Below are 12,491 nucleotides of genomic sequence, written 5' to 3'. Positions count from 1 at the left end.
AGCATTAGCCCGGCGCGCGATGGATTCAGCGCACCGGAGATGCCCCAAAAAAGGCCCATTGTGGGCACTCATGGGGCGCTGGCGGGCTACTATTGACAGTGAACAGGCTTTTCGATTGACTCCCAGACAAGCATCTGATGATTGAAATTTTTAACAATTAAGGTAATTCATCATGGCCCCGCCGCGTGCCGTTCAGCTCAACGAAGCTAACGCATTTCTCAAGGAACATCCGGAGGTTCAGTACGTCGATCTGCTGATCACCGACATGAATGGAGTCGTGCGCGGCAAGCGCATCGAGCGCGCCAGCCTGCACAAGGTCTACGAAAAGGGCATCAACCTCCCCGCTTCGCTGTTCGCCCTCGACATCAACGGAATCACCGTTGAAAGCACCGGCCTTGGCATGGATATCGGCGACTCCGACCGCACCTGTTTCCCGATCCCCAACACGCTGTGCAAGGAACCTTGGCAGAAGCGTCCCACTGCGCAGCTGCTGATGACCATGCACGAGCGCGACGGCGACCCCTTCTTCGCCGACCCGCGCGAGGTCTTGCGCCAGGTGGTGAGCAAGTTCGACGAGCTGGGCCTGACCATCTGCGCCGCCTTCGAGCTCGAGTTCTATCTGATCGATCAGGAGAACATCAACGGCCGGCCGCAGCCACCGCGCTCGCCGATCTCCGGCAAGCGCCCGCACTCGACCCAGGTCTATCTGATCGACGATCTCGACGAGTACGTCGATTGCCTGCAGGACATTCTCGAAGGCGCCAAGGAACAGGGCATTCCGGCCGACGCCATCGTCAAGGAAAGCGCCCCGGCGCAGTTCGAGGTCAACCTGCATCACGTCGCCGATCCGATCAAGGCGTGCGATTACGCGGTGCTGCTCAAGCGCCTGATCAAGAACATCGCCTACGACCACGAGATGGACACCACCTTCATGGCCAAGCCCTATCCGGGCCAGGCCGGCAACGGGCTGCACGTGCATATCTCGCTGCTCGACAAGAATGGCAACAACATATTCGCCACCGAGAATCCGCTGGACAGCGAGCCGCTGCGTCACGCCATCGGCGGCCTGCAGCAGACCATGGCGGCCTCGATGGCCTTCCTCTGCCCCAACGTAAATTCCTATCGCCGTTTCGGCGCCCAGTTCTACGTGCCCAATGCGCCGTGCTGGGGCATGGACAACCGCACCGTGGCGCTGCGCGTGCCGACCGACAGCCCCGACGCCGTGCGTGTGGAACATCGGGTCGCCGGCGCCGACGCCAACCCCTACCTGCTGCTCGCCGGCATCCTCGCCGGGGTGCACCACGGCCTGACCAACAAGATCGAGCCGGACGACCCCATCGAGGGCAACTCCTACGAGCAGGTCGAGCAGAGCCTGCCGACCAACCTGCGCGACGCCCTGCGCGAGCTGGACGACAGCGAAATCATGGCGCGCTACATCAGCCCGGACTACATCGACATCTTCGTCGCCTGCAAGGAAAGCGAACTGGCCGAGTTCGAACACTCGATCTCGGACCTCGAGTACAACTGGTATCTGCATACCGTCTAGCCGCAGGCCCGCGTGCAGCGGGGCGACCGCCACGGCGGTTTGCATCCGCCGCCGTGCTGGCTTCAAATAGGCCGATGACCAAGACCAGCCCCGCGACGCCCAGTCGCCGCCCGCGCGCCAGCAGCCAGGCGCGCATCCGCCAGATTCTCTCCAGCGCCCGTGAACTGCTCGCCGAGCAGGGTGCCGCGACGCTATCGGTGTACGCGGTGGCGGAGCGCGCCGGCATTCCGCCCTCTTCCGTCTACCACTTCTTCTCCGGCGTGCCGGCATTGCTCGCGGCGCTCACCGCCGATGTGCACGCGACGTTCAGGGACAGCCTCGAGCAGCCCATCGATCACCAGAGCCTGAGCAGCTGGCGCGACCTGTCGCGACTGATCGAACAGCGCATGCTCGGGGTCTACGAACAGGACAGCGCCGCCCGCCAGCTGATCCTCGTGCAGCACGGCCTCGGCGAGGTGACGCAGACCGATCAGCGCCTGGACCTGGAACTCGGCCAGGCGATGCAGGCCGTGTTCGAGCGATATTTCGCCCTGCCACCTCTGCCGCAGGACATCGATGTGTTCGCCATGGCCGTGGAACTCGGCGACCGCGTCTATGCTCGATCCATACAGCTGTACGGCAGCCTGACGCCACGCATGGCCGAGGAAGGCCTGCGTGTATTCGATGCCTATCTCGGCCTGTATCTGCCGCCATGCCTGCCGAAGCGGGAAACACCGAGCCACTGACCGATAAATATCGATAAACGGTCAGCCCTTTCTTTGCCATCGGCGTTCAGCCCCCTATCAATCCAGATAACTATCGAATAAATTTGCGCTTTCGATAGCCGTCGCCCTTTCAACTGCAGCCGCGAGGTTTCCATGTCCCGAGTCGTTACCGTTGCCGCCACCCAGATGGCCTGTTCCTGGGATAGCCAGGCCAACATCGCCAATGCCGACAAGCTGGTGCGCGAGGCCGCCGCCAAGGGCGCGCAGATCATCCTCATTCAGGAGCTGTTCGAAACGCCCTACTTTTGCCAGAAGCCCAATGCCGAGTACCTGCAGCTGGCGACGCCGGTCGAGGAAAACCCGGCCATCCAGCATTTTCAGAAGGTCGCCGCCGAGCTGCAGGTGGTGCTGCCGATCAGCTTCTTCGAGCTGGCCGGACGCGCCCGCTTCAATTCCATCGCCATCATTGATGCCGACGGCAAGCTGCTCGGCGTCTACCGCAAGAGCCACATTCCGGATGGCCCCGGCTACCACGAGAAGTACTACTTCAACCCGGGCGACACCGGCTTCAAGGTGTGGAACACCCGCTACGCTAAAATCGGCGTGGCCATCTGCTGGGATCAGTGGTTCCCCGAAACCGCGCGCAGCATGGCGCTGATGGGCGCCGAACTGCTGTTCTACCCGACCGCCATCGGCAGCGAGCCGCACGACCCGAACATCACCTCGCGCGACCACTGGCAGCGCGTACAGCAGGGCCATGCCGGCGCCAACCTGATGCCGCTGATCGCCAGCAACCGCATCGGCCGCGAAGAGCAGGACGGCTACGACATCACCTTCTACGGCTCGTCGTTCATCGCCGACCAGTTCGGGGCCAAGGTCGAGGAAATGGACGAAACCAGCGAGGGCGTGCTGGTGCACCAGTTCGATCTCGACCAGCTCGAACACATCCGCAGCGCCTGGGGCGTGTTCCGCGATCGCCGGCCGAATCTCTACGGCTCGATCCGGACCCTGGACGGCTCGCAGCCTTCAGAGTGAGCCGCGCGCCCGCCGCTACGAACCATGGGAAAGGCCTGTCCTTTCCCGCTTCATGAGAGATGCAGATGACCACCCTGACCACCACGCCGCGTACCGATGGCTACTTCATGCCCGCCGAATGGGCACCGCACAGCCAGGCCTGGATGGTCTGGCCGCAACGCCCGGACAACTGGCGTAACAATGGCGCGCCCGCGCAGGCCGCGTTCACCGCTGTCGCCAAGGCCATTGCACGCTTCGAGCCGGTTACCGTCTGCGCCAGCGCCGAGCAGTACCTCGCAGCCCGCGCGGCACTGGACGATCCGCGCATCCGCGTGGTGGAACTGAGCACCGACGACGCCTGGGTGCGCGATACCGGGCCGACCTTCGTCATCGACGACCAAGGCGGCCTGCGCGGCGTCGACTGGACGTTCAATGCCTGGGGCGGTGAAGACGGCGGCCTCTATGCCGACTGGCAGCGCGACGACGAAGTGGCGCGCAAGATCCTCGAACTCGAATACTGCGACCGCTACCGCACCGAGGGCTTCGTGCTCGAGGGCGGCTCGATCCACGTCGACGGCGAGGGCACGCTGATCACCACCGAGGAATGCCTGCTCAATCGCAATCGCAACCCGCATCTGTCCCGCGAGCAGATCGAGAGCGTGCTGCGGGAACAGCTGGCAGTGGACAGCATCATCTGGCTGCCGCACGGCCTGTTCAACGATGAAACCGACGGCCACGTCGACAACTTCTGCTGCTTCGTGCGCCCGGGCGAAGTACTGCTGGCCTGGACCGACGATGCGAACGACCCCAACTTCGAGCGCTGTCAGGCGGCCATGGCCGTGCTGCAGAGCGTTCGCGACGCCAAGGGCCGCACGCTGACGGTGCACAAGATGCCGATTCCCGGCCCGCTGCATGCGACTGCCGAAGAATGCGCCGGGGTGCTCGCGCTGGACGGCAGCCAGCCGCGCGACCCGTCGATACGCCTGGCCGGCAGCTACGTGAACTTCCTCATCGTCAACGGCGGCATCATCGCCCCAGCCTTCGGCGACCCGCTGGACGCCGAAGCCGAGCGCATCCTGGCGCAGGTATTCCCGGAGCACCGGGTCGTCATGGTGCCTGGCCGCGAGATCCTCCTCGGCGGCGGCAACATCCACTGCATCACCCAGCAGCAGCCGGCACCGCTGAACCGATCAGCCATGTAGTTGATCCCCTGGGCGGGTCAACATGGCTGTAATGAGGAGACCGCGCACCGTGCGAATCAGAGCCTTCCTGCTATGCATGCTACTGGCGCCATCAGCGCAGGCCATCGAGCCGTATTCCTGCCGCAATGGCTTCTTTCCGGCCTTCGCCGGCGCGGTAAGGCATGCGGAGGTTGTCGCCAATGCAGATCAACCCGTGCATTTTCGCGATGACGCGGTTGGCTGCCCGGAGCAGGAATCCTGCATCCGACGCGCCTATCTGGTGAATGGTGACAAGCTGCTGGTCGGCAAGGAGACGGATGGCTGGGCCTGCGCCTGGTATTTCTCCAGCAAGCGCGAGTTCGTCGGCTGGCTGCCCGCGCACCACGTCCGTACCGACCACGCTACGCCGGTACCCACGGCCGGCGACTGGATCGGCCGCTGGCACCCCATCGCGGGTAGCAACAGCATCCTCATTACCCAGCCCTCCCCCGACGGGCCCTTCGCCGTTGAAGGCGAGGCCATGTGGCAAGGAGGCCTCAACAGCTACGGAGAGCCAATCGTTCATGTCGGGGCATTCTCCGGCCATGGTCGTCCCTCCGACGACCTGCTGAAGATCAGCGAAGGCGATGACGAGTACGACTGCCAGGTGACCCTGCAGCATGTCGCCGGCAATCTGGTGGTGACCGATAACAGCCACTGCGGCGGGCTCAACGTGCGTTTCGACGACGTATACCGCAAGTCGCGCTGATACCAGAGCCCGGCAGGCCCCCGCTGACTTGAAGCCCTGTCGATCTGGTCTACATTTGGGGTTCGCTTGACCGTTGGTGCGGTCACACATCCAAGCGCCCGTCAGGAAACACCTCTTGTCGATCCCCCTTTCAGTCCAGTTCGTGCTGCTGTCGCTCGCCCTCGCAGCCAGTGGCTGCAGCGAAGAAGAGGGCTCAGCATCCATTCCCAAGGCCGCTAATGCCGTTCCGACGCTGGAACAGCTGCCCAAGTGTGAACGGATCGCGGCACGACTCACGCCGCTTCTGGATGGTCTGACCCTAGTGGATCAGGACGATGGTGGCCGTTACGACAATGTGACGGTCTACGGCATCAGTTGCTCCTGGCTTTCCCGGGAAATGCAGAACGCGGATATCTCCCAGCAAGTCAAAGGTGGCGGTCTTTCCATCGGCATCTCTGTCGACGAAACACCCTCGGACGAACAGATGCTTCGCAAAATGGGCATGGTCCATGACGACGCCCGCGCCGAGGATATCGGCGGCTTCGTGGTAGATGTCAGCAAGCGTATGGACCCCAGCGCTCAGCTGGGGATCATCGGCCCTCAGGTGGTCGTCGGCCGGGTCACCGTCACCGCGACGGCTGCCGGTATCGCCCTGCAGAAAGTGGAGAGCATGGAGTACATCACCAACGACCAGGCGATCGAGGCAGCCATCGCCATTCACCGAATGCTTCGCTGAGTCGAATCACAACCAACAGGCCGAAACCACTGAGGCCTCGCCACGCACCAAAAAAACAAGTACTGATCATAGGAGCAATCATGTCTTCAGCCATCCACCTGCCATCCCTGGCACTCGCCGCAGCGTTCACGCTGATCAGCTCGATCACTCAGGCGCAGGAGTCGGATCAACAGATGATGACCAACATGCACGCGCAGCTGGCCAAGTTTGGCGGCGCCATACATGTGACAGCTAAAGTCTGCGACGACTACACCGACGAGAAACTTGCCGAGCATAGAGAGCAGCAAAAAACCCAGGCGACCCGCGCCGGGATGGACCCGGCAGCTTTCGATACGGCCTTTGCCGACGGCGTCAAGGAGAGCGAGGCAAAGTGGAAGGATGTCCCCGCGTCCGAGCGGCAGGCGAAATGCACCGAGTTCAAGCAGCAGATGGAGAGCCTTGGGCAGCAGTTCGGCCAGTGACGGCAGAGCGCGCCGGGCGGGCAAGCCAGCCCGGCCAGCCAGCCAGCCAGCCGCAGTTAGCCGCAGTTAGCCGACGATCACCTGGTTCTTGCCTAGGCGCTTGGCGGTGTACATCGCCGCGTCGGCGCGGGCGAACACGCTGCTCAGCTCGGGATCGCTGGCTTTCAGGTAGGTCAGGCCCAGGCTGGCGGTGACGCGGAAACGCTCGCCGTTGTCGGCGGTAAACACCACCCGTTCGATCTCGCGCTGCAGGCGTTCGGCGATCTGTTCGGCCAGATCCGGCTGACAGCCTGGCAACACCGCGGCGAATTCCTCACCGCCGATGCGCCCGAACAGGTCGCTCTGGCGCAGCACGGCGGCGCCGCAGCGGGCGACCTTCTGCAGCACCTGATCGCCCATCTGGTGGCCGTGGGTGTCGTTGATGCGCTTGAAGTTATCGATATCCAGCAGCAGAAACGCCAGCGAGGAAGCAAACTGCCGCGCCCGCTCGAACTCGCCGCGGGCGCATTCGAAGAAGTGCCGGCGGTTGCTGCTCTGGGTCAGCACATCGGTAGTGGCCAGACGCTGCAGTTCGCCTTCGAGCTGCTTCTTCTCGGTGATGTCTTCGGCGATACCCACGATGATCGGGCCCTGGCCACGATCGGCGCGGCGGCCGAGGAAACACTTGTCGCTCAACCAGCGCAACTGCCCGTCGCCACGGATGATGCGGTACTCACGGGTTTCCACCGCGCCCTCGTCGAGCACGGCGAGCATGCTCTTCTGCGCAAACTCGACGTCATCCGGATAGATTGCGTTGCGCCACTCACCGTAATCGGCCAGCAGCAGGGCCGGCGAGCGACCGAAGATGCGCTCGTAGGCCGGGCTGACGTAGATCATCCGCTGCGCCTGCCAGTCGAACGCCCAGAGCACGGCGTTGACGCCGCCCAGCAGGGTGCTGAACAGTTGCTCGCGCTCGCCCAGGCGGGCAGCCTCCGCGCGCGCATGCATCAGTGCGAGCAATGTCTGCGCATCGCCGCCCGGTAGCATGCCCATACCCGAATCACCCTGATTACTCGCCAGCCGCATAGCCTTCTTCCTGAAACGACCGTCGCGATTGCGACGGTACTGCATGTTGAGAATGCTGTTCAGAGAGCCGGCCAGAGGCAAAGTTCCGGCCGGCTGCAGGCCTTGTGCTTGAGCCGATGGAAGGTCAGGCGATGGCGACCGACGGGCGCAGTGAATAGGTGCGCAGATGCTCGGCGAATTCGCGCAGCGACTGGATGCCGCTGGCCTCCGCTTCGTGCACCCACTGCTTGATCGCCGCCAGCATTTCGTGGCCGTTCGAGCTGGTTCGCGTCCAGATCTGCTGCAGCGCCAGACGCTTCTCGTAGATCACCTTGAGCGACTGGCTCTGCGCCAGCATGTCGTCGATGTGCGCCTGCTGCTCCTGCTGTAGCAGACTCGGCTCCCGCGCCAGCAGACGCTTGGCCCGGCGCAGTTGATGACGCAGCGTGGCGTCGGCGCGGCCCAGTTCCTGGCGCACCAGCGGCACGATGACCAGCTTTCGGTACTGCGCCATGATCTGGAAACGGTTGTTGAGGATCGCCATGGCGCTGTCCATGTCCAGCTGGTGCTTGCCCTCGATGCGGTGGGCGATCGGCGCGGTACGGTTGACCTTTGCCAGCCGCAGCAGGCTGAACAGGCGAATCCAGGCCCAGCCCATGTCGAACTCCCACTTGCGCACCGACAGCTTGGCCGAGTTCGGATAGGTGTGGTGGTTGTTGTGCAGCTCTTCGCCACCGATGAGGATGCCCCAGGGCACGAGGTTGGTCGCCGCATCACGGCATTCGAAGTTGCGATAGCCGACCGCGTGACCGAGACCGTTGACCACACCGGCGGCCCAGAACGGAATCCAGATCATCTGCACGGCCCACACGGTGAGGCCGAGCGCGCCGAACAGCGCCAGGTCGATCAGCAGCATCAGCACGATGCCGGTATTGGGAAAACGCGAATAGAGGTTGCGCTCGATCCAGTCGTCCGGGCAGTTCTTGCCGTAGATGCGCAGGGTTTCCTCGTTCTTCGCCTCCTCCATGTACAGCTCGGCGCCCTTGCGCACGACCGTGCTCAGCCCCTTGTGTACCGGGCTGTGCGGGTCGTCGGGGGTCTCGCATTTGGCGTGGTGCTTGCGATGGATGGCAGTCCACTCGCGGGTGTTCATCGCCGTGGTCAGCCACAGCCAGAAGCGGAAGAAATGCTTGAGCGCCGGATTCAGCTCCAGCGAGCGGTGCGCCGAGTAACGGTGCAGGTAGACCGTGACGCTGACGATGGTGACGTGAGTCAGCAGCAGCGTGGTCGCGATGAGTTGCCAGACCGACAGGGCGAGTAAACCGGTGTGCCACATGATAACGGGGTGCCTCTTGCAGAACGGTGCGCCAGAGACCTCCGCTGGCGTCCACCTGCCTTCAGCCTAACACCAGGCGTCGGCGAGTCTAGGAAACGGCCCGACCGACCGTCTAAAAGCTGGTGATTTTTTAGCCAGATTCGGCTGCAATCGCTACGCTTCGGTACGTGGCGCATGCTGACGTGCATTCCCGAAAGACGCTATCGGCCGTACTGGCATAGAGCTATCATTGTTTCTTTTTTGCCTTGGAAAGTTGCGGCTCATGCAAACGTCGTACGTCGAGCGCAGCACCTCGCGCCTCTGGCCGGCCCGCCGATGACGAACGCCGGCATCACCACACCCCACTGGATCTTCACGCTCGGCAGTCTGCTGCTCGTGCTGCTGTTCGGCAGCCTGGCATTCAATGACTACCGCGCACGCGATGCCGCCTGGCACCTGGAAATCGACACTCACGGCGAGCTGCAGAGCCTGGCGCTGCAGAGCGCACAGCTCAATCAGCGGCGGCAGGCCGACATGGTCGCCACGGCGCTGGCCGGCAATGCCGAAGTGCTGCGCCAGGTGCGCCAGATCGATACGGTGCTGCGCGATGGCCGGGCCATGGACGACGCGCGTATCGAACTGGCACGCCAGCGTCTGCGCGCCGCGTTGAGCCCGGCCTGGAGCGCCATGCAACGCCACGGTGCGCTGCAGTTGCAGATCTTCTGGAGCGACGCCGGGGTCGCCCTGCTGCGCATGCAGCAACCGGAGCGGTTCGGTGACGCAATGGCGGCGCAGCGCCCGATGCTGCACCGCGCGATGAGCGAAGGCAGCATGCAGTACGGCATGGAGGTCAATGCGCTCGGCGCCAGCAGTCGCGCCATCGTTCCGTTGCGTGCCACCGACAGCGAGTCCGGCGAGGTCATCGGCGCCCTGGAAGTCGGCTACAACGTGCTGCCGGAATTGCCCGAGCTGGGCGATCAGCTGGCTGCCGGGCTGGCGCTGGTGGTCAATCGCCAGGCACTGCAGTCAGCAGACGTGGAAGCCCCCAGCGGCGTGCAACTGCGCAGCGACGGCGACTGGCTGCTGATCGAGCATTCGGCGACACAGATTCTGCACTGGGCGCAGCAGGGCATGCTGCCCGAGCCGGAGAGCGGCATGGCCCTGCGCCTGCTGAGTGCCGACGGCCGCACCTATATGCTCAACCAGATTCCCCTACACAGCGACCCTCGGGCCCAGCCATCGGCGCCGCTGCTGGCAGCGGCGCTGGTCTGGCGCGACATCAGCGCCATGCAGCAGGAGCACGAGCAGGCCGAGCGCCGGCTGCTGATCAAATGGAGCCTGGCCTGGCTGATCGCCGAGGCGCTGCTGCTGACTCTGGCGGTGCTGCTGCAACGGCGCATCAGCGTGCAGCTGCAGCACCAGTTCAGCCAGCAACAGCAAGGCCGTCGTCGCCAGCGCCTGCTCGACCGCGCACAGAAGATCGCCAGCCTGTTGCCCGGCGTGGTGTTTCAGCTCAAGCGCTTCGCCAACGGCCGCTATGCCTTCCTCTATGCCAGCGAGGGCGCACGTGACCTGTACGGCATCGACCCGCAGCGGCTACTGGAAGATGCCTCCCAGGCCCTGGTGCACGTTCACCCGCAGGACCTACCGCGGCTGAAAGCCGCACTGCTGCGCCTGGCTGCGCGGTCGACGACCGGTTCGGTGGAGTTCCGCATCCAGCATCCGCAACGCGGCCTGCTCTGGGCCGAGGGGCGTGCCACCGCCGAACGACGTCCCGACGGCACCGTGCTCTGGCACGGCTTCGTCACCGAGATCACCGAACTGATGGAAGCCACCCGCGCGCTGCAGAAGAGCGAGAGCCGCTTCCGCGCCATGGTCAGCAACCTGCCGGGCGTGGTCTACCGCTGCCGCAACGACGGTCGCCGGCGCATGAGCTACCTGAGCGACGGCATCGAACGCCTGACCGGCTACCCGGCCAGCGATTTCGTCGGCGACCGTGTGCGCAGCTACGCCAGCCTGATTCATCCCGAGGATATGGAGCTGGCCCGGCAGCACGCCGAGCAGGACACCTTCGAGGGCATCTACCGACTCACCAATGCCGAAGGCCGGACCGTCTACGTGCGGGAAAAAGCCCGCGTCCTGCACGAGCGTGACGACCCGGTCGGCTGGTGCGACGGTTTCATCTGGGACGTCACCGATCAGGCGCTGGCCAAGGAAGAGATGCAGGAGCGCGAGCGCTACCTGAGCATGCTGATCGACAACGTGATCGACGCCATCATCATCATCGACGCCCGCGGCATCATCGAGACCTTCAACCACGCCGCCGAACAGATCTTCGGCTACAGCGCCGCAGAGGTCATCGGCCGCAACCTGTCGATGCTCATGCCCGAACCGGACCGCTCCGCCCACGACGGCTATCTGGAGACCTACGAAAGACGCGGCATTCCTCGCGCGCTGGAACAGAACCGCGAACTCACCGCCCTGCGCCGGACCGGCGAAACCTTCACCATCGAGTTGCGCGTGTCGCAGATCAACCACCACGGCGAGCGCCGATTCATCGGCCTGGTGCGCGACATCACCGAACGCAAGCGCATCGAGCGGATGAAGAGCGAGCTGGTGTCCATCGTCAGCCACGAGCTGCGTACGCCACTGACATCGATCTCCGGCGCCCTCGGCCTGATCGTCGGCGGTGCCCTGGGCGAACCCTCGCCAAACATGCGCCAGATGATCAGCATCGCCCACCAGAACAGTCTGCGCCTGGGGCGCCTGGTGGACGACCTGCTGGACATGGACAAGCTGGTCGCCGGCAAGATGACCCTCGACCTGCGCGCGCATGCGCTGCCGGCGCAGCTGCAACAGGCAATCGCCGCCAATCAGGGCTACGCCAGCAAGCATGGCGTCACGCTGGAGCTGCTGCCCGCGCCGGACGTGCAGCTGATGGCAGACGACGACCGGTTGCAGCAGGTACTGGCCAATCTCATCTCCAATGCGGTCAAATTCTCGCCGCAGGGTGGCACCGTTACGCTCGGCAGCGAGCGACGCGATGACTGGGTGCGAATCTCGGTACGGGATCAGGGACCGGGCATTGCCCCTGAATTCCACACACGGATATTCCAGAAATTCTCCCAGGCCGATTCCTCCGACAGCCGCCAGAAGGAAGGCACCGGCCTGGGCCTGGCCATCAGCAAGGAACTGATCGAACACATGCACGGCCGGATCGGTTTCGATTCCGAGCCCGGCGAAGGCGCCTGTTTCTGGTGCGAATTACCAGTCGCGCCGCTGGCGCAAGATCGATCCTGATGCTTCCGTTAAGCGGACGCGCACGCAAACGACCCCCGGAGGCACAATGGCCGAGCTAAGGCGCATCCTGCACGTTGAAGACGATCCGTCGATTCAGGCGGTGACCAAACTGGCCCTGGAGGCCGTTGGTGGATACGAGGTGCTGTCCTGCTCCTCTGGCGCACAGGCGCTGGAGGAAGTGGAAGCCTTCGCCCCCGACTTCATCCTGCTGGACGTGATGATGCCGGGCATGGACGGCCCGCAGACGCTGCTCAGGCTGCGCGAGCGCATCGACCTGGAACGGATTCCGGTAACATTCATGACCGCCAAGGTGCAGCCGAGCGAGATTGAGCACCTGCGCAAGCTGGGCGCGCGCGACGTGATCGTCAAGCCGTTCGACCCGATGCAGCTGGCCGAGCAGATTCGCAGCATCTGGCTGAGTGGCCGATACTAGGCAGAACTGCTTAAGCCCCGGTCGTGTCAC

Annotated in this window: 11 protein-coding genes; 9 read left to right on the top strand and 2 right to left on the bottom strand. The window is 64.1% G+C overall.

Features of this window, described 5'->3' with window-relative positions; translation table 11 throughout:
- Window positions 1-172: 172 nt before the first annotated feature.
- The 7 genes from CW305_RS15360 (at window position 173) to CW305_RS15330 (ending at window position 6,369) form a co-directional block, all read left to right on the top strand.
- Window positions 173-1,546 (top strand): glutamine synthetase family protein, encoded by a 1,374-nt coding sequence (locus CW305_RS15360; RefSeq protein ID WP_014822170.1) that lies wholly within the window; start codon window positions 173-175, stop codon window positions 1,544-1,546.
- A gap of 74 nt (window positions 1,547-1,620) precedes the next feature.
- Window positions 1,621-2,271, top strand: a complete 651-nt coding sequence (locus CW305_RS15355) for a TetR/AcrR family transcriptional regulator (RefSeq protein ID WP_014822171.1) — start codon at window positions 1,621-1,623, stop codon at window positions 2,269-2,271.
- 132 nt (window positions 2,272-2,403) lie between these two features.
- Window positions 2,404-3,285 carry an N-carbamoylputrescine amidase gene (gene aguB / locus CW305_RS15350; RefSeq protein ID WP_014822172.1) on the top strand — a complete coding sequence of 294 codons (882 nt, stop codon included), beginning with the start codon at window positions 2,404-2,406 and terminating at the stop codon, window positions 3,283-3,285.
- Between the two features lie 65 nt (window positions 3,286-3,350).
- Window positions 3,351-4,466, top strand: coding sequence for an agmatine deiminase (gene aguA, locus CW305_RS15345; RefSeq protein ID WP_014822173.1), 1,116 nt, complete (start codon window positions 3,351-3,353; stop codon window positions 4,464-4,466).
- A 49-nt stretch (window positions 4,467-4,515) separates the two neighbouring features.
- Window positions 4,516-5,193 carry a hypothetical protein gene (locus CW305_RS15340; RefSeq protein ID WP_102833197.1) on the top strand — a complete coding sequence of 226 codons (678 nt, stop codon included), beginning with the start codon at window positions 4,516-4,518 and terminating at the stop codon, window positions 5,191-5,193.
- A gap of 115 nt (window positions 5,194-5,308) precedes the next feature.
- A complete protein-coding gene (locus CW305_RS15335; RefSeq protein WP_104098305.1) occupies window positions 5,309-5,908 on the top strand; it encodes a lytic murein transglycosylase in 600 nt (199 codons plus the stop codon).
- Window positions 5,909-5,988: 80 nt separating this feature from the next.
- Complete coding sequence (locus CW305_RS15330) at window positions 5,989-6,369, top strand: hypothetical protein (RefSeq protein WP_104098304.1); 381 nt, start codon at window positions 5,989-5,991, stop codon at window positions 6,367-6,369.
- 66 nt (window positions 6,370-6,435) lie between these two features.
- Here the strand turns inward: CW305_RS15330 and CW305_RS15325 are convergent, their stop codons facing one another.
- The gene (locus CW305_RS15325; protein WP_104098303.1) at window positions 6,436-7,434 is read right to left on the bottom strand and encodes a GGDEF domain-containing protein; all 999 of its coding nucleotides are present in this window, start codon (window positions 7,432-7,434) and stop codon (window positions 6,436-6,438) included.
- Window positions 7,435-7,558: 124 nt separating this feature from the next.
- Window positions 7,559-8,749, bottom strand: a complete 1,191-nt coding sequence (desA, locus tag CW305_RS15320; RefSeq protein WP_104098302.1) for a delta-9 fatty acid desaturase DesA — start codon at window positions 8,747-8,749, stop codon at window positions 7,559-7,561.
- A gap of 315 nt (window positions 8,750-9,064) precedes the next feature.
- Here desA and CW305_RS15315 point away from each other — a divergent pair, with 315 nt between their 5' ends.
- Both CW305_RS15315 and CW305_RS15310 read left to right on the top strand, forming a co-directional pair.
- Window positions 9,065-12,028 carry a PAS domain S-box protein gene (locus CW305_RS15315; RefSeq protein ID WP_104098301.1) on the top strand — a complete coding sequence of 988 codons (2,964 nt, stop codon included), beginning with the start codon at window positions 9,065-9,067 and terminating at the stop codon, window positions 12,026-12,028.
- 46 nt (window positions 12,029-12,074) lie between these two features.
- Window positions 12,075-12,461: a response regulator gene (locus CW305_RS15310; RefSeq protein ID WP_014822179.1), complete on the top strand. Its 387-nt coding sequence runs from the start codon at window positions 12,075-12,077 to the stop codon at window positions 12,459-12,461.
- The last annotated feature ends 30 nt before the right edge of the window (window positions 12,462-12,491 follow it).

Origin of the sequence: Stutzerimonas kunmingensis, assembly GCF_002929225.1 — a bacterium.
In the GTDB taxonomy this organism is placed as follows: Bacteria; Pseudomonadota; Gammaproteobacteria; order Pseudomonadales; family Pseudomonadaceae; genus Stutzerimonas.
Note: the sequence above shows the minus strand (reverse complement) of the source record. Positions and strands in the feature narration are given on the sequence as shown.